The organism is Pseudomonas sp. FP1154, assembly GCF_030687245.1.
Lineage (GTDB): Bacteria > Pseudomonadota > Gammaproteobacteria > Pseudomonadales > Pseudomonadaceae > Aquipseudomonas > Aquipseudomonas rhizophila.
This window is the reverse complement of sequence record NZ_CP117465.1, coordinates 3,276,680-3,296,821: the sequence shown is the minus strand read 5'-3', so window position 1 is coordinate 3,296,821 and position 20,142 is coordinate 3,276,680. Positions and strand designations below refer to the sequence as shown.

General features: G+C 59.2%; 18 protein-coding genes and 4 pseudogenes. 12 read left to right on the top strand and 10 right to left on the bottom strand.

Going from position 1 to position 20,142, the window contains the following annotated elements:
- Window positions 1-275 precede the first annotated feature (275 nt).
- The 3 genes and pseudogenes from PSH91_RS14850 (at window position 276) to PSH91_RS14840 (ending at window position 4,726) form a co-directional block, all read left to right on the top strand.
- Window positions 276-2,078 (top strand): PAS domain S-box protein, encoded by a 1,803-nt coding sequence (locus PSH91_RS14850; protein WP_305466032.1) that lies wholly within the window; start codon window positions 276-278, stop codon window positions 2,076-2,078.
- Window positions 2,075-2,437, top strand: a complete 363-nt coding sequence (locus tag PSH91_RS14845; RefSeq protein ID WP_076384348.1) for a response regulator — start codon at window positions 2,075-2,077, stop codon at window positions 2,435-2,437. Before PSH91_RS14850 ends, PSH91_RS14845 begins: the two co-directional genes overlap by 4 nt.
- Before the next feature lie 235 nt (window positions 2,438-2,672).
- Window positions 2,673-4,726 (top strand): annotated as a pseudogene (locus PSH91_RS14840) (pyridoxamine 5'-phosphate oxidase family protein).
- Between the two features lie 194 nt (window positions 4,727-4,920).
- Here PSH91_RS14840 and PSH91_RS14835 read toward each other — a convergent pair.
- Window positions 4,921-5,826, bottom strand: coding sequence for an AraC family transcriptional regulator (locus PSH91_RS14835; RefSeq protein ID WP_188250787.1), 906 nt, complete (start codon window positions 5,824-5,826; stop codon window positions 4,921-4,923).
- 110 nt (window positions 5,827-5,936) lie between these two features.
- On the opposite strand from PSH91_RS14835, the gene PSH91_RS14830 reads away from it, so the two are divergent.
- Window positions 5,937-6,284, top strand: coding sequence for a carboxymuconolactone decarboxylase family protein (locus tag PSH91_RS14830; RefSeq protein WP_047225688.1), 348 nt, complete (start codon window positions 5,937-5,939; stop codon window positions 6,282-6,284).
- Between the two features lie 151 nt (window positions 6,285-6,435).
- Window positions 6,436-6,879 (top strand): HIT family protein, encoded by a 444-nt coding sequence (locus PSH91_RS14825; protein ID WP_076384354.1) that lies wholly within the window; start codon window positions 6,436-6,438, stop codon window positions 6,877-6,879.
- 30 nt (window positions 6,880-6,909) lie between these two features.
- Here PSH91_RS14825 and PSH91_RS14820 read toward each other — a convergent pair whose 3' ends face one another.
- From PSH91_RS14820 to PSH91_RS14810, 3 genes and pseudogenes are all read right to left on the bottom strand, one after another.
- Complete coding sequence (locus PSH91_RS14820) at window positions 6,910-8,160, bottom strand: MFS transporter (RefSeq protein ID WP_305466030.1); 1,251 nt, start codon at window positions 8,158-8,160, stop codon at window positions 6,910-6,912.
- Window positions 8,161-8,279: 119 nt separating this feature from the next.
- On the bottom strand, window positions 8,280-10,046 hold the full coding sequence (locus PSH91_RS14815; protein WP_305466028.1) for a S8/S53 family peptidase: 1,767 nt from the start codon (window positions 10,044-10,046) through the stop codon (window positions 8,280-8,282).
- A gap of 111 nt (window positions 10,047-10,157) precedes the next feature.
- Window positions 10,158-11,055 (bottom strand): annotated as a pseudogene (locus PSH91_RS14810) (AraC family transcriptional regulator N-terminal domain-containing protein).
- Between the two features lie 143 nt (window positions 11,056-11,198).
- Between PSH91_RS14810 and PSH91_RS14805 the strand changes: the two are divergent.
- From PSH91_RS14805 to PSH91_RS14795, 3 genes and pseudogenes are all read left to right on the top strand, one after another.
- Window positions 11,199-11,279: pseudogene (locus tag PSH91_RS14805) on the top strand (3-oxoacyl-ACP reductase); the annotation flags it as partial.
- A gap of 16 nt (window positions 11,280-11,295) precedes the next feature.
- Window positions 11,296-11,697, top strand: a complete 402-nt coding sequence (locus PSH91_RS14800) for a VOC family protein (RefSeq protein ID WP_107322325.1) — start codon at window positions 11,296-11,298, stop codon at window positions 11,695-11,697.
- Window positions 11,694-12,671, top strand: a complete 978-nt coding sequence (locus PSH91_RS14795; RefSeq protein WP_305466027.1) for a trans-acting enoyl reductase family protein — start codon at window positions 11,694-11,696, stop codon at window positions 12,669-12,671. The genes PSH91_RS14800 and PSH91_RS14795 overlap by 4 nt, the downstream gene beginning before the upstream one ends.
- On the opposite strand, the gene PSH91_RS26760 is transcribed toward PSH91_RS14795, so the two are convergent.
- Window positions 12,666-12,839 carry an OprD family outer membrane porin gene (locus PSH91_RS26760; protein WP_370695161.1) on the bottom strand — a complete coding sequence of 58 codons (174 nt, stop codon included), beginning with the start codon at window positions 12,837-12,839 and terminating at the stop codon, window positions 12,666-12,668. The two genes, PSH91_RS14795 and PSH91_RS26760, sit on opposite strands and share 6 nt — an antisense overlap.
- Window positions 12,829-13,335 carry a transporter suffix domain-containing protein gene (locus PSH91_RS14785; RefSeq protein ID WP_047225698.1) on the bottom strand — a complete coding sequence of 169 codons (507 nt, stop codon included), beginning with the start codon at window positions 13,333-13,335 and terminating at the stop codon, window positions 12,829-12,831. Before PSH91_RS14785 ends, PSH91_RS26760 begins: the two co-directional genes overlap by 11 nt.
- 117 nt (window positions 13,336-13,452) lie before the next feature.
- Here PSH91_RS14785 and PSH91_RS14780 point away from each other — a divergent pair, with 117 nt between their 5' ends.
- Genes PSH91_RS14780 through PSH91_RS14770 form a run of 3 tightly spaced genes read left to right on the top strand, consistent with a single transcriptional unit; the run spans window position 13,453 to window position 17,129 of the window.
- Window positions 13,453-14,979: a TolC family protein gene (locus tag PSH91_RS14780; protein ID WP_047225699.1), complete on the top strand. Its 1,527-nt coding sequence runs from the start codon at window positions 13,453-13,455 to the stop codon at window positions 14,977-14,979.
- A complete protein-coding gene (locus PSH91_RS14775) occupies window positions 14,972-16,111 on the top strand; it encodes an HlyD family secretion protein (RefSeq protein WP_047225700.1) in 1,140 nt (379 codons plus the stop codon). The genes PSH91_RS14780 and PSH91_RS14775 overlap by 8 nt, the downstream gene beginning before the upstream one ends.
- Entirely contained in the window at window positions 16,101-17,129 is a 1,029-nt protein-coding gene (locus tag PSH91_RS14770) for a DUF2955 domain-containing protein (RefSeq protein ID WP_305466024.1), read from the top strand. Before PSH91_RS14775 ends, PSH91_RS14770 begins: the two co-directional genes overlap by 11 nt.
- 72 nt (window positions 17,130-17,201) lie before the next feature.
- Here PSH91_RS14770 and PSH91_RS26755 read toward each other — a convergent pair whose 3' ends face one another.
- Genes PSH91_RS26755 through PSH91_RS14755 form a run of 3 tightly spaced genes read right to left on the bottom strand, consistent with a single transcriptional unit; the run spans window position 17,202 to window position 18,792 of the window.
- Window positions 17,202-17,423, bottom strand: a complete 222-nt coding sequence (locus tag PSH91_RS26755) for a transposase domain-containing protein (RefSeq protein WP_370695160.1) — start codon at window positions 17,421-17,423, stop codon at window positions 17,202-17,204.
- Window positions 17,424-17,429: 6 nt separating this feature from the next.
- On the bottom strand, window positions 17,430-18,440 hold the full coding sequence (locus PSH91_RS14760) for an NAD(P)-dependent alcohol dehydrogenase (protein ID WP_047225703.1): 1,011 nt from the start codon (window positions 18,438-18,440) through the stop codon (window positions 17,430-17,432).
- A 55-nt stretch (window positions 18,441-18,495) separates the two neighbouring features.
- A complete protein-coding gene (locus tag PSH91_RS14755; RefSeq protein ID WP_047225704.1) occupies window positions 18,496-18,792 on the bottom strand; it encodes a helix-turn-helix transcriptional regulator in 297 nt (98 codons plus the stop codon).
- Between the two features lie 596 nt (window positions 18,793-19,388).
- Between PSH91_RS14755 and PSH91_RS14745 the strand changes: the two genes are divergently transcribed.
- Window positions 19,389-19,790, top strand: a complete 402-nt coding sequence (locus PSH91_RS14745; protein ID WP_076384371.1) for a GFA family protein — start codon at window positions 19,389-19,391, stop codon at window positions 19,788-19,790.
- A gap of 86 nt (window positions 19,791-19,876) precedes the next feature.
- Here PSH91_RS14745 and PSH91_RS14740 read toward each other — a convergent pair.
- A pseudogene (locus PSH91_RS14740) lies at window positions 19,877-20,113 on the bottom strand (nucleotidyltransferase family protein); the annotation flags it as partial.
- Between the last annotated feature and the right edge of the window lie 29 nt (window positions 20,114-20,142).

The window sequence follows — 20,142 nt, the reverse complement described above, 5'->3', positions numbered from 1 at the left end:
GCGAATGGTTCGACAAACACGAGGCCGACTACACTCAATTGCTGCTCTTTAGCGCGCTAGAAAAGATCCCTGTCCAGGTTCAAACACCGAACCTGTTGAACTTTCATGAACTAGCGCGGTGAATAGGGATCTAGACCTCCAACATAACGGCTCTATGAAACATATCCGAACCCGCATTCAGAAGGATTATCCGAGCTGGAATCACCGACTCCGGCCATAAACCGGGGGCGATGGAGAGCGTGGGCGTTTCAGCCAGGCGGATTGAGGATTACCAGATGTCGAACATTGAAGAGCTTGCCGTGGAGGTTTGCGCTCCGAGCGAGTACCAGAGCCTGCTCACCCTGGGCGCGAGCGCGCTAGACGCCATACCGGGGGCGGTATACCTCTGTGATCACGAGGGTTGGCTCGTCAGGTACAACAGTGAAGCGGTCGAGCTATGGGGCAGGACGCCCATTATCGGGAAAAACGGTGACCGCTTCTGCGGCTCGCACCGGCTTTTTTTACCGGATGGCACGCCGCTGGCTTTCGAAGACTGCCCCATGGCTTCGGTGCTTATTACCGGCGCTGCGACACGCAATCAGGAAGTGATCATTGAGCGTTCGGATGGAACGCGGCTTATGGCGCTGGTGAACATCCGGGCCCTCAGGGATCGGCGCGGGGCCATTCAAGGGGCGATCAACTGTTTTCAGGATGTCTCGGCGCGTCATGCGATGGCCGAAGAGCTTCGTCGCAAGAGTGCCGACCTCGAGGATTTTTTTGAAAACAGCGCGGTGGGGCTTCACATTGTCAGCAACGCGGGCATCATCCAGCGTGCCAACAAGGCCGAGCTGAACATGCTGGGCTATACGGCTGACGAATATATCGGCCGCCACATTACGGAGTTTCATGTGGATGAGCCCGTTATTGGTGACATCCTCAATAAACTGGGCAGCGGCGAAAGCCTGGACAGCTACCCGGCGCGGTTGAGGGCCAAAGACGGCACGATCCGGCATGTAGCGATTACCTCCAATGGGCGTTTCGAGGACGGTAAGCTCTTTCACACACGCTGTTTCACCATCGACGTCACGCTCGCCCAGCAAATGGAAAGCCAGATTCGCGAAAGCGAACGGCATATGCGCAATCTTCTCGAGGCTCTGCCCGCTGCGGTTTATACAACCGATGCACAAGGGCGCATCACCTTCTTCAATCGGGCGGCTGTCGAATTGTCTGGCCGAACCCCACAGTTGGGGGACATGTGGTGCGTGACCTGGAAAATATTCAATACCGATGGAAGCGCGCTTCCCCACGACCAGTGCCCGATGGCGGTGGCCTTGAAGGAAAACCGCCCGATACGTGGTGTCGAGGCCATTGCCGAACGGCCGGATGGCACTCGTGTGCCGTTTGCGCCGTATCCCACACCGCTGCATGACGCCGATGGCAACCTGGTGGGCGCTATCAACATGCTGGTGGACATCACCGAGCGAAAGCAGGCGGAGAACCGGCAGAAGACCCTGATCGACGAACTCAATCATCGGGTCAAGAACACCCTGGCCACCGTGCAATCCCTGGCGGCACAAACGGCGCGCAATGCCGAGGATGCGAACGACGGTTACAGGCGTTTCGAAGCCAGGCTGCTTGCGTTGTCCCGGGCACACGATCTGTTGACCCGGCGCCATTGGGGCCATACCCCCCTGGGGTCCCTTGCCCATGAAGTGCTGATGCCGATATTTGGCCAGGAACCCAGTCGAATCGTGGTTGAGGGCGACCCTGTCGATGTCGGCACCCGCGTTGCGCTCAACCTCACCATGACCCTCAATGAACTGGCGATCAATGCACTGAAATACGGCGCGATGTCAGTAGAGACGGGCACGCTTTCAGTGAAGTGGGTTGTGCAACCACAATCCGATGGAATGCTACTGACCCTGGACTGGCGCGAGCAGGGCGGGCCACGGGTGGCCCAACCCAAGCGGGAAGGGTTGGGTTCGCGTTTGATGAAGCGCTGCATCGAGCGCGATTTGGGCGGGACATTTGACCTGACCTTCGACCCGAAGGGAGTTTGCTGCCGAATCTCGTTTCTGATCCAGGCGTCCAGCCCATGAGTTCGTTCCCCGGAGTCAGGGTGCTGCTGGTTGAGGACGAAGGCACCATCGCCATGCTGGTCGAGCAAATGCTGGAAGAGCTCGAATGCGTGGTGGTGGCGTCAGTGGCACGGCTCGCTACGGCCTGCGAAGTGGCGAATCGGGTGGCAATTGACCTGGCCATTCTCGATGTCAACCTGGCCGGTGAGCGGGTTTTTCCGGTTGCCGAAATTCTCCAGGCGCGCCAGATTCCGTTTTTGTTCAGCACCGGATACGGTGCCAGCGGGCTGCCGAATGAGTTCGCCCATCGTCCTGTGTTGCACAAGCCATTCTCCGAAAACGAGTTGCAACTGAAAATCGCTCTTGCGCTGGGGCGCTGACCTTCAGCGATGAGCGGGCACGCTGTCCGGCCCTGGTGATTCCCCGCAGGCGCCCTGGACGTGTTCATTCCAGTTTATGAAACAGTGGATTGCAGTTCGTGCGTATTCCTCCCCAATCCCTTTGGGAAGAAGATAACCCCACCTGCAATGCACCCTCGGCAAGAGGCGTAGCGCAGTCCCCCTGACCGTAGCGTCTCAACGCAGTCTGCAAGGCTGCGGGCGCGAGGAGTAGCTGATGGACGAAGCCGCGAAACCACAATCCTCACCCTGGCATGAAGGCGAACTGACCCTTGCAACGCTCGGTCGGTGCGGTCGACATGATGACCAGCGTCGGCCAGCGACAATTGGCGCGCAACTGGATGCCGGACCAGCACCGGGAGTTCTACGCACAGTTGCCTTTCGTGGTATTGGGCGCCGTGGATCGGCAAGGTGACGTGTGGGCGACCCTGCGCACCGGCAAACCCGGTTTCATGAGCTCACCTGATCCGCAAACCCTGCAGATCGATCTCAAGCCACAACCCAGCGATCCGGCCCAGGAGGGCATGGGCGAGGGGGCTGCCATCGGCATGCTGGGTATCGAATTGCACACCCGTCGGCGCAACCGCATGAACGGCAACATTCGCCGTCTGCTCGATCACGGGCTGGAAATTTCCGTCAGCCAGGCCTATGGCAATTGCCCTCGCTATATCAACCTGCGCCAATATTCCTTTGTCCGCGAACAGGCCGGTGATGTTCGACACCTGGTGGCAAACGGACCCATTGGCTCGTCGCCTGATCACGGCGGCTGATTCGTTCTACATCGCCACCTATGTGGAGCGCGACGGCGAACGGCAGGTCGATGCGTCCCACCGCGGCGGCAAGCCAGGCTTTGTACGCATGGACGAGGACGGCACGCTGACCATCCCGGACTTCTCCGGAAACCTGTTCTTCAACACCCTGGGCAACATCCTGCTCAATCCCCGCGCAGGCCTGATCTTCGTCGATTTCAAGACCGGCGATCTTCTGCAAATGACCGGTTCCGCCCAAGTATTGCTGGACGATCCCGAAATTGCCGCGTTCCAGGGCGCCGAGCGGCTGCTGCGCTTCAAGCCGCAGCGCGTGGTTTACCGCCAGGCCGCGATCCCGTTGCGCTGGAAGGACCAGAGCGCGGGCGACTCGCCCAATTCATTGATGACTGGCAGTTGGGAGCAGGCCGCCGAGCGCTTGCAGGCCGAAGCCCTGCGGACCCAATGGCGCCCATTGCGTGTGGTTCGTGTGGTGGATGAGAGCCACAACATTCGCTCCTTCTACCTGCAAGCCGCCGACGGAGCGGGCGTGCCCCGGTTTGACGCCGGCCAGCACTTGCCCGTGCGGATTTCGCTGGAGGGGCAGAAAACGCCATTGATTCGTACCTACAGCGTGTCCAGTGCGCCGTCGGATGATTTCCTGCGCATCAGCGTCAAGCGCGATGGCGTGGTCTCCTCGCATCTGCATGACCGGATCGAGGTGGCGCAGCAGCTCGAGGCGCGAGCGCCCCAAGGGCATTTCACCGTTCAGACCACTGAGCGGCGGCCCTTGGTGCTGCTGGCGGCGGGCGTGGGTGTGACGCCACTGTTGTCGATGTTGCGCGAGGTGGTTTATCAGGGCCTGCGCATGAGTCGGATGCGTCCGGTCTGGTTGGTACAAAGCGCGCGCACGGTTGCCGACCTGGCATTTCGCGAGGAAATCGATGAGCTGGTCAAGCGCGCCGCAGGCAAGGTAAAGGTACTGCGCCTGGTCAGCCAGCCGCCTACGGAAGGTGTGGGGCAAGGCTACGACGCGACGGGCAGGATCGATGTGGAACTGCTCAAGCAACTGCTGGCGCTCGATGACTACGACTACTACCTGTGCGGGCCCGGCAGCTTCACTCAGTCGCTGTATGACGGGTTGCGCAAATTGCGGATTCCAGACGATCGCATTCATGCCGAAACCTTCGGCCCATCCACACTGGTACGCGACGCCGAAGTCAGCGTGCCAGCGGCCCCGCAAGTGCCTGCATCGAGCGAGTCGGTGAAGATCCTGTTCGCCAGCTCCGGCAAGGAGGCCCGTTGGGAGCCGGGCAGCGGGACCCTGCTGGAACTTGCCGAGGCCCGGGGCCTGAGCCCTGAGTTCAGCTGCCGCGGCGGTTCGTGCGGCACCTGTAAAACCCGGCTAAGCCAGGGGCAGGTGCATTATCTGAACAGTCCGGCCGAGCCGGTTGCCGAAGATGAGGTACTGATCTGTTGCGCAGTACCGGCACAGGGGAGTGAGACCGTGGTTCTGGACGTTTGAGCAGGTGCTACACCCTCGCCAAAAGAGCAGCTTTTTGATCGTTCCCACGCTCTGCGTGGGAATGCATCCCGTGACGCTCTGCGTCACCTTCCAGAAGCGGAACGCGGAGCGTCCCTGGCGACATTCCCACGCAGGAGCGTGGGAACGATCGAATCTCTGGCTCCAATCGCCCAGCCCAGCGCCCTTGCCACAGGCTAGATCGTACGTCGCACTTTTCCTGGTGCTTGCCCATAAATCTCCTTGAACTTCTTGCTGAACGCCGCCTGGGATTGGTAACCGACCTGCACGGCAATATCGCTCAAGCCCAAATGTGAATGGCTGAGCAGACTGAACGCCAACTCCATGCGTATTTGCGTCAACAACACCCAAGGAGATACCCCGGCCACGCGAACGAACGTTCGCATGAAGTTCGCGCGGGACATGTTCGCGAGGTCCGCCAGGCCTTGAATCGTCCACTCGTAGGCCGGATCTGCGAGCATCGCCTGCCAGGCTCGGCCCAGACGTTTATCGCCCAACAGCGCCAGCGAGCCGCTGTCCTGGCCGTGATTTGCCAGATGCGCACGCAGAATAAGCGTGAACAATGCCTGGGAAAGCGCATCGAGCAGAAAACGGGCACCGACCTTGGCCTCATCGGCTTCCGCACGAATGACTTCCACCAGCGCGGGTAGCGGACCGTTGGCCGGCAACGCGCCGCTGGGGATGACCAGGTATTCGGGCAGGGAGGCAAACAGCAGTGAGGCCCGATTGAAGTGAAAGTCGCCACACAGCATGTCCAGTTCGGCACTGGCGTTGCCAATACGATGGACCGGCAGCGCGCCACCTGTGACGAGTTTCGGTGAAGTTGGCGCCACTGTTTTCCCAGGGCTGTGCATCAGGTGTCGCGCACCACGGGGCAACAGCAGGATGTCACCTGCGCGCATGGGCAAACGCTGCCCATCGGGAAACTCCACCCGGCACTCTCCCGCCAACACGATGTGATAGGGCGCCCTGCCCAAGGCTTGCTGTTCATGATCCAGAGCCCAGTCACCCTGGAATTGACAGCGTAGATCCAGACTGCCGCGAACATTGGCCAGGCTGATGAGTCGATCGATCGCATTCATTTGAGAGCATCGCCAAAAAAACTGAGCGGATTGAACAAAATCGACCCGCGCCGGAGTGAAAAACTGAGGGCGTCGAAACAGTACACCCAACCCACTCAGGAGTTAATGCCATGTTCAATAACTGGTCTGAAATGTTGCCCACCATTCAAAAAGCCTTTGGCGCGCTGGGCAAGAGCAACCCGAAAATGGTCAAGGCCTACATGGCCCTTGGGGAGGCCGCCAGCGAAAACGACGTACTCGATGCCAAGACCCGCGAGCTGATTTCGATTGCCGTCGCGGTGACCACCCGCTGCGATGGCTGTATCGCCGCGCACACGGACTCGGCGATCAAGGCTGGGGCGAGCCGCGAGGAAGTGGCCGCCGCCCTGGCAACCGCGATCTCGCTGAATGCAGGCGCCGCGTACATCTACTCGCTGCGTTCGCTTGAAGCCTATGACACGTTGAAAAACCGCGCGTGACGCCACGCAACGTCAGGCCCCGGCACTGCAAAGTACCGGGGCTTTTGCCCGTTTTATGGAAAACAGCCAGTTGATTGTGCTAAACCTTCTGATCGTTCGATGCCGGCTTGCTGGCAGTCAACTGTCCTGACAACCGCTTAAGGGAATGATCATGAGCCTGCACGGCGATTACGATCCGCAGAACATCTTCGCGCTAATCCTTCGTGGCGACGCGCCGTGCTACAAGATTTACGAAGACGCCGATGTACTGGCCTTTCTGGATATCTTTCCTCAATCGCGCGGCCACGTCCTGGTGATTCCCAAAGCGTCCCAGGCCCGGAATATTCTTGATGTCGAGCCTGCGGCCCTCGGCGCGATGATGTCTGCCGTGCAGCGGCTCACACGGGTCATCGTGGACGAGCTGAAGCCCGATGGTGTGCAAATCGCGCAGTTCAACGGGGCTCCGGCCGGGCAAACGGTCTACCACATTCATGTACACATCGTCCCTCGCTGGGAGGGCGAGGAGGCGGGCATACATGGGCGGGGCAAGGCCGACCCCGAGGAGCTCAAAGTGCTGCAGGCACGTCTGGTCGAGCGCATCCGTGCAGGGGGCTAGCGCTGGCCCGATCCTGACGTAGGTAGAGAGTCAGTACACGGTTTTCTTGAAAGGGCGGGTGACCACGCCCGTGTAAAACGCCAGGATCGCGAGGCCTTGCACCACGACAGCGGCAATCACGATAGCGGCGATGGCCTGGCTCGGTTCGGCAAAGACTGAACGGACCAGGCCGAAGAATGCTGGAGCAAAGGCATAGGTGGCTTGACTGATTGCGACCATCAGCGCAATCACCCTCGCGGTTTGTTCACGGCTGAACTCAGTCTGGGCGATCAACGGCGGCAATGAAGTGGCGTTGCCGATTCCCGAACCGATCAACACCACCGCCACCCAGGCGACCGCCGGATGGATATCCAGGCCCAGGAGCATCAGTGTTCCAAGCATCTGAATCCCATAACCCAGGCAGGCCAGTTGACGGCGGTTGACGCCTTGGGTCATCAGGCGTGCGGCCACGTAACGCCCGCCCATGGCGCTGGCGGTGGCCAGGCCCATGGCGAATGAGGCGTCATGGGCGCCCATGCGTCCCGCCAGAATCGAATACAGGTGGGCGATCAAGCCTATCTGGGCGAACAACCCCAGGGACATGCCCGCTGCCAGGGAACGGAAACTGGCCGACTTGAGGGTTTGCGCCGCGGTCCAGGGTGCGGCGCTCGTACCCGTCGCGACCGGTTCTGGCTGGTCGGCATTGTCCGGATGTTGGCCGAGGCTTTGAGGGCTTTTATTGAACACCAGAAAGGCGAAGCAGCCGAGCAGCACCACGGCTGCGAGGCTGATCACCAGCGCCGCCGTGGCAAAGCCAAAACGCTCGATCAGCAACACCCACAACGGCGAAAAAATCACCCCACCCATGCTGGCGCCGTTGTAAGCCTTGCCCAAGGCTTTGGGCCGCTCCTTGATATACCAAGGCGCGATCAGGGTGTTCACGGCGGCGGCGCCCAATGTCACCCAACCGATGCCCGAGCAGATGGCCCCGGCATACAGCACCCATAATTGGCTGGCCTGAGCCCAGATATTCACCCCGACCCCCAGCACCACGCTGCCCAGCAGGGTAATGGCCGGTACACCGAAGCGCGCGTAGAGCCTTGGCAGGTTGGCGATGACCAGGGTGCCGCTGAGAAAGTGCAGCGTAACGGCCGCCGACACCTGGGCCACCGGCCAGCCGGTCCGATCCATCACGGCCTGCATATAGATCGGCGGCCCATAGAAACCGACCCCCCATCCGATCATTGCCAGGATGAATGTGCAGGCCAGTACGGTCTTTCCAAAAAAACGGGTGGGTTTCATCGCCATCTCCTCCATGTGGGCTCACAGGTTATGCACCTGAGGCATCGCTCACTTCGAGGAGGGTCAAACTATGGATGTCGCTGCTGCCAGTAATTTTTATCCCACACCCGGTGCCAGGTTCAGCGCACGCGCGTGCGGCTCTGCTCCGCCAGGTCCAGCGCTTTTTGCATGTCCAGCCGCGCCGAACGCCCCACGTCCTTGTCGTTAAGCTGATAGCTGCGCTCCGACGGCAGGATGGGCGCGGTGAGGTCCTCGCCATCCATCCGTTCGAAGTCGTGGTTTTCACCGATGGTCATGGCGCTGCGCCGGAGCAGCATGCGTAGTTGCTCGGGCTGAAGTTGCGGGTTGATGGACAGCATCGCCGCCAGCAAGCCCGCGACCATGGGCGTGGCATAGGATGTGCCGCAATGCACTGCGCCGTTTTCGCCGGCGCTGGTGGTCGAGGCGTGGGCGCAAGCGGCGGCGGTGATGTCCACGCGCATGTCGATATTCGAGGAGCTGCGCTTGACCGCATAGGCCGGATCATCGACGGCAACCCCGGCGCGCTCGTTGCGCTGGTGCCCGCCGACCACCAGCAGTTGTTCGGTGATGAACGAAGAGGGCAGGCGGTATTCATCGGTGCCCGAAAACGAAGACCCATTGCCGGCGGAGTTCACCACCACCACGTCGGGATGCTCCTTGCGCAGCCACAGGAAAAACTCTTCCAGCAGTTCCTCGTAACCGCTCATGGCGATGCCTGAGCGCAACAGCGAGTCGACTTCATCGCCTTTGACGTTTTTCGCGCCAACGCGGTGAATGCCCCAGCTCCAGTTGAGCACCCGCACGCCGTCCTCCACAAGGTTGACCGAGGCGGCGATGTTGGCGGTGATCCCGGCATCGGAGTTGCGCTCTACAATGACTTCGAAACCACCGCTGGCTTTGTCCAGACCCCGGAGAAAACCGGTGTTTCCACCGTCATCCCAGCGTGCGGCGAGAATGCCCGCGACGGTGGTGCCGTGGTTGTCTGGCGTATTCGCATCGCGCGCATAGACGCAGGTGCGCGGCATCGAGCAGCCGCCGAGGTAGTCGGCGAAATCGGCGGTGTCGAAATCCACGTTACGTTCGATCAGGCCGATGCGTACCGGTTGCGGCGGGGTGGGCGGTTGCCGCGCAGGAATGCGCCGCTGGTAGTAGTTCACCGCGTCGAGAAAGCGGTTGGCGGCCCATTCATCGGAGTCCAGGGCCGGCTTCTTCGGCTCTTCAGGGTGGGCGCTGGCTTGCTCGGCCTCTTCTGCCGCCGACTCCTCGATCACCACGGCATCGACACTGGTCTCGCTGCCCATCCGTAGCACCAGCGCGTCGCGCTGCACCAGATCCTTGGCGGGTAGCCGAAGCTGATACAGGTTCAGGGGAGCAATACTGCCGACGACCTTGGCGCCGTATTTTTGGGCGAGACGCTCAGCTTCCTGGCGCCCATCGTGATTTTCCTCGATCAACAGGCTCACCAGATCGACGTAGGTGCTCAAGCCGTCCATGTTCTTGGCGACTTCGTTCGGCCCGGCGGCCAATACGTGGCTGTTGCGCAGGCTCAGCCAGGCTGCATTGCTGACGCGCTGCCCGTCTTCCAGCCAAATAGGGCCGCTCTGATAGGCGGCGCTGTCCAGGCGCACGCGCAGGTTTTGCCCTTCGCGTTGGACAATGAGCGCGGGTAGCGTCTTTTCACCCAGTTTCAGTTGTGGCGTTTGAGTACCCAAGCCGTGCACCGTCAGGCACCAGTCCTGATGCTGGCTCTGCAGCAGGTCACCGCAGCGGTCCAGGCGTTCCAGGCGCAGCGGTTCTTGTGCGGCGGCCGCCGTGCTGGCGGCCAACGTGAGCAACGTAGCGAGGACAGCAGATCGTAAGGACATGAGTCAGGTTTCTTTGCCGAGGGGCCTGGTGTTCCGACTGCCCCGTGGCCTGTTTCGTTCAGCGCGAACAGCAACGGTGACTGACTCACAGCATCCGGGGGAAAAACCGTTTCATCTGATCTGTTCGCCGAGGATTTCACCCTGAATTCTTGCCGCATCGCGTGCTGGGGGCAGTCCGAATACTCGTGCGTAATCTCGACTGAACTGTGTAGCGCTTTCGTAACCGACCTCCAATGCCGCGCTGGTAACGCTTTTGGCATGGGCGACCAGGAGTGTCCGAGCCTGAAGCAAACGCACTCTTTTTTGGTACTGCAGAGGGCTCAGCGCGGTCACGGCTTTGAAGTGACGGTGAAAGGCCGAAACGCTCATCGCAGCGCGTTGTGCCAGCGCTTCCACGCGAATGGACTCGGCAAATTCCCGGCGAATGTACTGGATCGCGAGGCTGACCCGAGCCATGGCGCTATCGGGTGCTGCGATATCACGCAGCATCCAGCCGTGAGGGCCTTGTAACACCCGGTAGAGGATCTCTCGTTCGTAAACGGGGGCAAGGGCCGCAATGTCTTCAGGCCGGTTCATCAACCGCAGCATGCGGACCCAGGCATCCATCAACTCGGGCGTGACTGAGGCTACCGAAAAGCCCGCATCCTTTTCGTATTGGCCGACAGGCTTTGGCAGGTCGGCGAGCAAAGTTGCCAGGACCGCCGGGTCGAGTGTCAGGCTGACCGCCAGGTAAGGCTCGCCGGACGCAGCAGGATGGACTTGGCCGACCGCTGGCAATTCGATGGACATGACGAAATAGGTCGCAGGGTCATAGTCCAGCGTACGGTCGCCGATGGTCATTGACTTACTGCCTTGCAGAATCAGGTTGATCATCGGTTCGTAAACGGCGGCCAGCAAATGCGCCGGGATTTCACCCTGGACCCATGGCCAGGCGCGGTATGCCCGTTTCCGTGCGGCGGTTCTCGGCCCGAGCAGCCAGGGCGCGCAGTTCATTGAGTGGGTTGGTCATGGGGCCATCTGAGCGCAGGCGGATGCGTCCACGCAAGCAAAAAGCAGAAACAGGCAGGATTCGAGCAGGAACGGCTGCGCTCGCTACCAAGGCGATGGTTACTGTGGTGACTCAACTCAGTGACAGTGGCGCAGCGAATGAGCGTGATCGCCATGCTGCTGTCCGAAGAAGGACGCTGGATCAATGCTCAGACGATCGAAGTCGCGGGCAGCTACAACATCTGAATAGCGAGGCTAGCGCATGCTTGATCATATTTTTATCTCAGTCAGCGACATTGAGCGTTCCATCCGTTTCTACACCGCGACACTGACCCCGCTGGGCATTACCGTGCGACTTGATTACGACGGCAAGGACGGACCGCCAGGCCACCCGGATCTCAAGGGCTTCGGCGCCAATGGGCGGATGTTCTTCTGGTTGCGCGAGGGCGTGGTCGAGGGTAGAGCCGTTCATGTTGGTTTCGTGGCGAGCAGCAAGGCCGAGGTCAACGCGGCGTATGCGGAGGCCATGGCCAGTGGCGGCCGCGACAACGGCGCCCCCGGCGCACGTCTGCATTACGACCCCGATTACTACGCAGCCAATGTCCTTGACCCGGATGGCTACAGCCTCGAATTCGTCTACAAGAACTGGCAGCACAATCAATGAAAAAATTAATGATCTACGGCGCGACGGGCTACACCGGGCGCATGGCTGCCGAGCATGCCAAAGCGTTGGGGCTGGAATTTGTCATCGCCGGACGCAATGGCGAAAGGTTGCAGGCTCTGGCTGCTCAACTGAACGTCACGTACCGAGTGTTCAGCCCGGATATACACGCAGCACAATCCCTGGAAGGCATCAGCGTGCTGCTGAACTTCGCCGGGCCTTTTGCACAGAGAGCGCACGCCCTGATGCAGACCTGCATCAAGGCTGGGGTCGACTACCTGGACATCACCGCCGAGATCAACGTCTATCGGCAGGCCGAACAGCTTGGCGCACAGGCCGTCCAAGCGGGTGTCATGTTGCTGCCCGGCGTCGGCTGGGACGTGGTGCCGACAGACTGCCTGGCCATGCATGTCGCTCGCCGTGTACAGAATCCGCAGTCGCTGGAGGTGGCGCTGCAGGTCGCAGGTTCCATGTCCCGGGGATCGGCTTTGAGCGTCAGCGAGATTATCGGCGCAGGGCTCTTGGCGCGGGTGGACGGATTGCTGGTTGCAACCCCCGACGCGCAGCCCCGGCATTTCGATTTTGGCGATGGCCCGGCACTGTGCGCGCCGCTGTCCTTCGGTGATCTGATCACCGGTTGGCATTCCACTGCTATTCCCAATATCGCCATGTTCGTGAGTATCACCGGTGATGCTTTTCCCGAAGGCGACCTGTCACAACTTCCCGACGGCCCAAGCGCTGCGCAACGTGAGGCCAACCGCGCCCGCGCCGTGGCAGAAGTCACAGGGGCTGACGGCACGGTAGCGCGTTCAATGATCGAGACCGTCAACGGCTATACCTACACCCCCCTGGCGGCCGTGGAGGCTGCGCGGCGGGTGCTGGACGGTGAGCGGCGAGCAGGCTTTGAAACCCCGGGGCGGATGTTCGGTGTCGGTTTCGCCGAGACGATTGCAGGGACGACAATCACTGATTTATAGGGGTACAACGGTGGCGGGCCGGCTAGAGACAAGCTTTACCTTCAGCAGGCCTATCGCATCGATACTCAACCCCAGCGGCCCTTCGGTGAATCCGGATTCGTAATTGACTTGAAAGCCCTGCGCCCATTCATGTTCATTTGTCGTTTCTATCGTCGACTCACGTCGCACTTGAGTCCGAGACACGTGCAGTTCGCACAAATAACGCGTGCACCTTCTCCCAGAAATTCCCCCCGAGTACAAAAAAGCTGCCAATCAGCATGACGTCACCCAGCAATTGGGCCTGCCAGAGGTTCGGTCTGAGACCTGGCCAGAAGGCATCGACGTAAGGCTCGAGGAATGAGGAGATCAACGGCAAGCAGAACATCACGATGCCGATTCGATGACGAACCGGGCCAACTTCGTCCTTCATGGAAGGCACAAGCCCGGACACGTAACCGACCAAGCTGCTCTTCAACTGCTGGAAGCCGGCCTTGCCCATGACGGCGATGACGAGAATCAGCAGGACTTTGTTGCTGATAAACAGGACCCCAGTCAGCGCTGCGATCTTCGATCCAGGCACATCGAGCGCCGCCGCGACCGGCACCATCAGCCAGGAGCCTAGCATCAGACAAATGATGGCTATACCCAGTTTGAAGCGCCATTTAGCGGTATGGGGGGAGTTCATGGCTGCCGTACCTTTTTGACGGGTCTTATCAAATGTAACGATGCTTGAAGAGCTTAGCAGTCTGCGGGCGATCAGGGCGTCTATGCTCCTGTAATCTTCCTTGACTGGAAAAAACGCATGCATCTGACGCGATCGGGCCAACTGCTAGTGTTTGGAGTGCTCGGCTTGAGCGGCTGCGTGCGCCTGGGGCCAGACTTTCAGTCACCGAGGGAGGCGTGGCCAGGACACTGGACAACTCCTGCCCTTGAGCAAGTCAGCCAACGCAGCCGGGCCCCGGACTTTCGTCAATGGTGGCAAGTTTTCGGCGACCCGGTCCTCAATCGTCTGATTGCCGAGGCGGATGCCAACAATTCAGACCTTAAAGTTGCCGGTCTGCGGGTGATTGAGGCACGGGCCCAGTTGGGTATTGCCCAAAGCGGGCGTTACCCACAACTGCAGCAGGCCAGCGCCGACAGTCTGTACTTCAACCGTCAGCAATCCGGCGGAAGTAGTCCGCAAAACAGTCATTTCTGGCAATACAGTGCGGGGTTCGACATTGGTTGGGAACTGGACTTCTGGGGGCGCTTCAGTCGCGCCATTGAATCATCCGATGCCAGTTACTTCGCCGCCCAGGCCAATTTCGAAGACGGGCTGGTTCTGCTGCGCGCCCAACTAGCCAGTACTTACTTTTCGCTGCGTACCACCGAAGCACGTTTGCGCGTGGCCAAGGAAAACGCCAAACAGCAAAAGCGTAACTTCGAGATAACCGAGAAGCTGTTCAAGAGCGGCCAGAATGCAGAGCTCGACCTGCAACAAGCCAGAACCCAATACCTGGGCACCCTGAGTACCATCCCCAACTTCGAGGATCAGGTTCTGCGTACCCGTAATTCGTTGGCGGTACTGATTGGACGGCCGCCCGGCGCTCTGCCGCAACTGGTCGAAAATGAAGGATGGATTCCGCTGGTGGACCGTACCGTGCTGCAGGATGTACCGGCCAACCTGCTGCTGCGCAGGCCCGACGTGCGTGCCGCTGAACTCAATGTCGCGGCCCAGTCGGCCCTGATCGGCGTGGCCGAAACCGATTTCTATCCGTCGCTGACCTTGCTGGGCAGCATCGTTTGGACGACTGATACGCTCAATGGCACCCCCAGGAGTCTGGACCTGATCGGTGGCCCGAGTCTGCGCTGGAATCTGTTCGACCACGGCCAGATCAGTAACAACGTGCGCGTCCAGGATGCGCGGTTGCAGCAACTGATCGAAGGGTACCGCGAAAAAGTGCGCCAAGCGGCACGCGAGGCAGATGACGCAGCCAATGGACTGATCAAGTCCTTGGAGCGCGAAGCAATCCTGCGTGAGGCCGAAGTCGCCGCCAAGCGATCACTGGTGCTGGCCAACGCCCTGTATCGGGAAGGGTACTCGGACTTCCAGCGGGTGCTCGACTCGCAACGCGCACTGCTGGAGCAACAGGACAATTACCTGGTCAGCCGAAGCAATGCCGTCAGCAATGTGATTGCCCTATACAAAGCGTTGGGCGGCGGTTGGTACAGCGTCCAACCGAAAGTCGCCCCGGCCACCCGCCAGCAAATGGAAGGGCGCACGGACTGGGGCAACTTGCTGGATGAGCCTTCAGCAGCGGAACCGAAAAAGGTCAACAATCATGAGTGAAGCCGCGCAGTCTTCCACCGATGCCTCTTCCCCCGAGGCGCCAGAACCGCCAGTTGAATCCGGCTCAAAAGGCATCAAGTGGGTACTGATCTTGATCACACTGAGTCTGGTCTGGTACTTGTTGGCTGACCGCTTTACGCCTTATACGCAACAGGCTCGAGTCGGTGCCTTTGTGATACCGGTGGCTGCGGAAGTGGCTGGTCGAGTCATCCGCGTCAACGTGCGTAACAATCAGGACGTCAAGGCGGGAGACGTGCTGTTCGAAGTGGATCCTCAGCCATATCAGATTGCCGTCGACCGTGCGCATGCAGATCTTGAGTCCACCCGTCGACAGATCGGTGCCAGCACCGCTGGCATAGCCGCGGCACAAGCCAATTTGCGAGCGGCCCAGGCGAATGAACTCAAGGCGCGGCAGGACAACCAGCGGCTCGAGGGTTTGTACCGCGAAGACCCAGGCACCATTTCCGTACGCTTGCTCGAAGTATCTCGCGCAAACTACCAACAAGCGCTCAGCCAGGTCGCCGCCGCCCGTGCCGAGGTCCAGCGCGCGCGCGAGCAAGAAGGTGGCAGTGCGGAAAACAACGCTTTGCTGCGCAGCGCCGCCACCGCGTTGTCGAAAGCTGAACTCGACCTGGCTAATACACAGATTCGCGCACGTTCGGCAGGTTTGATCACCGACCTACGCACCGACGCGGGGCAGTTCGCAGCCATCGGCAGCCCAGTCATGACCCTGATCGCCATCCATGATGTGTGGATCAGCGCAGACATGACCGAAAACAACCTCGGTCTGGTCAAGCCCCAGACACCGGTGGCGATCGTCCTGGATGCATTGCCAGGCGAAGTGTTCGACGGGCGTGTACGCAGTGTCGGCTACGGCGTCAGCGTGGGTCCGACGACAGCGCCCGGTACATTGCCAACTGTGCAGAACAGCCGGGACTGGCTTCGTCCGGCACAGCGTTTTCCGGTGATCATCGAATTTTCCGAGGATTCAATGGCCAGGCTGCGTGACACTCGCGCGATACGTGCCGGTGGCCAAGCCGAGGTCATGGCATTCCCCTCTCAAGGCAACCCGCTGAATCCACTGGGCCGCATATTTCTGAGGCTGATGAGTTGGCTGTCTTATGTCTACTAAGCGGACGCCGAGGACTCAGCGGGCGTTGCGCCTGGCTACAGGCACCGCGCTGTGCCTTGCGGTCAGCTTCGGCGTAGCCTTGCCGATTCCCTTTATCGCGCCCGTGCTTGCGGTACTTTTGATCGCCACCCTCAATCGTCCGTTGCAACTCAAGGCCGGACTGACACTGGCCCTGGTCGCGATGTTGACCACCGGTGTAGGCCTATTGCTTATCCCAATCCTGCGCTACTACCCGTTCAGCGGCGTTCTCCTGGTCGGCGTGAGCCTGTTCCTGGTTTTTCGATTGGGTCTGCGTGGCGGCAATAACCTGATCGTCACGTTTCTGGTGATCGGCCTGACCATGATCTCGTCAGCTGGCTTCGTCGATTTTGACTTGGCGATGATGATCATCGGTGCATTGGTTAAAGGCTTGATCCTCGCTGTCATCGTGCTGGCGATAAGTCATTGGCTGTTTCCCGAGTCAGCCAATACTCCGTCATCACCTGCGGCCCCGGCCTTGCGGGCGGAAGACGTCGACAGGGTTGCGCTACGGGCAGCGCTGATTGTATTACCAGCGTTTCTGGTGGCCCTGATTGATCCGGCCACTTACCTGCCCATTGTCTTGAAAGCGGTCAGCCTGGGTCAGCAGAGCTCCACAACGACGTCGCGTAATGCCGCTCGAGAATTGATTGGCTCGACCTTGTTGGGAGGCCTGCTGGCGGTGTTGTTCTGGTGTGCACTGAGTCTCTTTGTACACCTATGGATGTTCTTCCTTTGGATGCTGCTGTTCGGCCTCGTGCTGGCGCGCAAGCTATATGGGATAAGCCCTACACGGTTAAGCCCAGGGTTCTGGCTCAACAGCCTGATCACCCTGATTATTCTGCTGGGCCAGTCGGTTCAAGACAGTATTGCAGGCAAGGACGTCTACACGGCGTTTGCCGTACGCATGGGACTGTTCATTCTCGTGACGCTGTATGCCTGTCTGATGGTTCATATTCTGGATCAGCGACAATCAAGACGAGCTCAAGAATTAATCTGATGGATAGACCGCTTCATGGGCAATCCTTGCGATGAAATCCTCAGAAATCATGGCAAGGGGTGGCAAAAGCGTTTACTCACTTTGGGGCGATGCAGACTGCCGGTCGTGAAAGTCCACTATCGACTCATACTGTTTTAAACCGCAGGTCTTGAACTGCTCGGCGGTGTTTTCACTCAGCCTGGACCCCTTGCTGCCGGTTGTGACAGGCAGCAAGGGGCCAATCTCTCTCGTGCGCTGCGTCGGCAGCCGTGGCAGCACATCTATGAGATAGGCATACGGATCATGCCCATGCATGCGTGCTTAGATATCCAGGCAAATTTTGCCGAAATGCTGGTTGGTTTCCTGATACTTGAACGCTTCGACAATCTCGCTCATAGGGAAATGACGATCAATAATCGGGCGCATGCCATTAGCATTGATGGCTCGGATCATGTCCTGCTGCTGGCTGCGGCTACCCACCAATACACCCTGCAGACGCACTTGCTTGATCAGTGCCGGTACAAAATTCATTGCACCGCTTACGCCACTCAATATGCCGATGACGGAGATGTGACCAGCAACCCGAATGGCACTCATCGATTGCTCAAGCGTCGCAGGGCCGCCGACTTCGATGATGTGGTCAACACCACGGCCACCCGTCAGCGCGCGTGCAGTTTCGCCCCAGTTGAGGTCTTTGCGGTAATTGATCACATGATCAGCGCCTAGCGCTTTCAGACGTTCAAGTTTTTCGTCGCTTGAAGAGGTCGCAATAACGGTAGCGCCGGCCATTTTAGCGAACTGCAGGGCGAAAATTGAAACGCCACCAGTGCCTTGGACGAGCACGGTGTCGCCCGGCTTGAGTGAGTCATCGGCCATCAGGGCGCGCCATGCAGTCAGGCCAGCGGTGGTAAGCGTCGACGCTTCAGCATGGCTGTAGCCAATAGGCGCGAGGGTGAACGATGTGGCGTTGGCCGTTACTTGCTCACGAGCGTAGCCGTCAATGCCATCACCTGGCACGCTGACAAAACCTTCAACCAGTGGCGTACCGTTGATCCATTCCGGGAAGAAGGTGCTGACGACCGAGTCACCTACCTTGAATTCAGTGACATCTGGGCCGACAGCAATGACTTCACCTGCACCATCGGCCATGGGGATGCGTTTTTCGCTAGGGCCCCACATACCGCTGACCACCGCGAAGTCGTGGTAGTTGAGCGAGTTTGCATGAAGACGTACGGTGATTTCGCCACGCGCTGCGGCTCGGACTTCGCTGCTGCCAACCACAACCTTTTCATAGCCGCCACCGGGTTCAACGAAGATAGTTTTGCTGCTCATAGAGGTTCCCTCATGTTTTCTCATTACGCGAAATAACGAAATGAATGTTTAAAAATTACAATTCGATGATCAGCCTAGCCGCAAAGTCATTAATCGCCTGCTCATTGCGCCGGTAGTAAGTCCATTTTCCGATGCGGGTGGTCAGCACGAAGCCTGCACGTTGCAAGATAGCTAAATGTGCAGACGCAGTAGAAGGTGAAAGCCCCGCCTTGTGCTGCAAATGGGTGACGCACACGCCTATCGCAGGATCGCCATGATCCTGTGGGGGGAAATTACTGAGTGGGTCTTTGAGCCACTCCATCATTTGCATGCGAGTGTCATTGCCCAGGGCTTTGAGCTGTTCGAGTATCATGGGCGGAAATGCTACGCTTTTTTACGAAATGTTCAATAAGTAATCTATGCTCCCGCGCAAAGGGTTGAAATCAAAAACGCATCCAGCTGAATCGACCCCGCTCCGGTAGACATCCCCGGTCTATGCCTGAACGACTGCTTCTGGCCGCAAGCCGCCTCTCGCAATCAACGGTTCTCGCTGTTTTTCACTCGCAGTTTGAGCAGAGTGACAGTGAGACGAAATGAAACAAACCCGAGATAAGATACCGGGGTTGTTTTATTAGCAGGATGCTCACCTGCTATCGCGGATCCACGTTTTCCAGCACCCGGTTCGCCAGCATCGCACTCAGTTCGATCAGTTGCTGAATGCCGAGGGCAGCGTGACGTCGTGAACCATCCAGCTCGAAGCCAGGTCGCTAACCATTGCATCGGCTGAGGCCAGGGTCTCGCTAAGCAACGAACCATGCTTCGAGGAACGCGTACATTTTCGTGGCGAAAGCTTGACCACGCTCGGAGACGCTGCGGTCGTAAGCCGGATGACCTCCGTTCAGAAATGGCCTGTCGACTGACTAGGCCTGGACAGTTACGCTGACGTTTTTCACCGGCACGGATGAACTTATGCCAGAGGTTTACCAAGGAAGCTGCCTGTGCGCAGCCGTCAGTTATGAACTGCTCGCCCCACCGAAAGCAGTGAGTCATTGTTATTGCAGTCAGTGTCGCAAAAGTCACGGAGCAGCGTTTGCTTCCTACGGCAGCGTTCCGCGTAACGCGCTTCGAATACTCAGTGGCGCCACCAGCATCAAAACCTATGCATCTTCACGGACGGTATTACGAGAGTTCTGCGTGCAGTGCGGTTCGACGCTGTTCTGGTCACGTTCTCAAGGGGAGTTTGCCAGCTGGGTTTCGGTAGCACTGGGTACCCTCGATACGCCTTTTCTGCCCCAAAAGCAGAAACACGTTCATTTCGATAGCGCAGCTCCTTGGTACACACTGTCGCAGGAACGCTTGGGCAGCCAGTAAAGTCATCAATATCGATATGTCTCACGCTGAGCAAAGGTGAGAGGGTTGCCGCTTTTGCTTGGCCGGGATATGCCAAGCGCTCCGATTCAACTTTGGGTTTCTACGATCCTGAGCCAAGGCCAGCGAGCCTGATAACTTTTCGCCTTCTGATCGAACAGATCTGGCTTGGGATTCTTTGGGTTGATGCGAAGGAGTCCTTGCTCAGTGTCGGCTAGGCCGTTGGGGGCATAAACTTCGCCGGTTTCTATATCCAAACCAATGCAGGTACCCGAAACCAGGTAGCGATCAACTCCGTCTTTAGCCGACTCAAGCTGGGGATAGTCCCATACCGTTAAAGCAACGACGAACAAAA

What these genes read in the sequence shown, in the direction of transcription:
- PSH91_RS14760 (WP_047225703.1), bottom strand. Translation starts at nt 18,440, where the DNA reads ATGAGCAGCAAAACTATCTTCGTTGAACCCGGTGGCGGCTATGAAAAG.
- PSH91_RS14830 (WP_047225688.1), top strand. Translation starts at nt 5,937, where the DNA reads ATGTTCAATAACTGGTCTGAAATGTTGCCCACCATTCAAAAAGCCTTT.
- PSH91_RS14770 (WP_305466024.1), top strand. Translation starts at nt 16,101, where the DNA reads ATGTCTACTAAGCGGACGCCGAGGACTCAGCGGGCGTTGCGCCTGGCT.
- PSH91_RS14825 (WP_076384354.1), top strand. Translation starts at nt 6,436, where the DNA reads ATGAGCCTGCACGGCGATTACGATCCGCAGAACATCTTCGCGCTAATC.
- PSH91_RS14850 (WP_305466032.1), top strand. Translation starts at nt 276, where the DNA reads ATGTCGAACATTGAAGAGCTTGCCGTGGAGGTTTGCGCTCCGAGCGAG.
- PSH91_RS14745 (WP_076384371.1), top strand. Translation starts at nt 19,389, where the DNA reads ATGCCAGAGGTTTACCAAGGAAGCTGCCTGTGCGCAGCCGTCAGTTAT.
- PSH91_RS14755 (WP_047225704.1), bottom strand. Translation starts at nt 18,792, where the DNA reads ATGATACTCGAACAGCTCAAAGCCCTGGGCAATGACACTCGCATGCAA.
- PSH91_RS14795 (WP_305466027.1), top strand. Translation starts at nt 11,694, where the DNA reads ATGAAAAAATTAATGATCTACGGCGCGACGGGCTACACCGGGCGCATG.
- PSH91_RS14835 (WP_188250787.1), bottom strand. Translation starts at nt 5,826, where the DNA reads ATGAATGCGATCGATCGACTCATCAGCCTGGCCAATGTTCGCGGCAGT.
- PSH91_RS14845 (WP_076384348.1), top strand. Translation starts at nt 2,075, where the DNA reads ATGAGTTCGTTCCCCGGAGTCAGGGTGCTGCTGGTTGAGGACGAAGGC.
- PSH91_RS14815 (WP_305466028.1), bottom strand. Translation starts at nt 10,046, where the DNA reads ATGTCCTTACGATCTGCTGTCCTCGCTACGTTGCTCACGTTGGCCGCC.
- PSH91_RS14775 (WP_047225700.1), top strand. Translation starts at nt 14,972, where the DNA reads ATGAGTGAAGCCGCGCAGTCTTCCACCGATGCCTCTTCCCCCGAGGCG.
- PSH91_RS14780 (WP_047225699.1), top strand. Translation starts at nt 13,453, where the DNA reads ATGCATCTGACGCGATCGGGCCAACTGCTAGTGTTTGGAGTGCTCGGC.
- PSH91_RS14820 (WP_305466030.1), bottom strand. Translation starts at nt 8,160, where the DNA reads ATGAAACCCACCCGTTTTTTTGGAAAGACCGTACTGGCCTGCACATTC.
- PSH91_RS26755 (WP_370695160.1), bottom strand. Translation starts at nt 17,423, where the DNA reads ATGCATGGGCATGATCCGTATGCCTATCTCATAGATGTGCTGCCACGG.
- PSH91_RS14800 (WP_107322325.1), top strand. Translation starts at nt 11,296, where the DNA reads ATGCTTGATCATATTTTTATCTCAGTCAGCGACATTGAGCGTTCCATC.
- PSH91_RS14785 (WP_047225698.1), bottom strand. Translation starts at nt 13,335, where the DNA reads ATGAACTCCCCCCATACCGCTAAATGGCGCTTCAAACTGGGTATAGCC.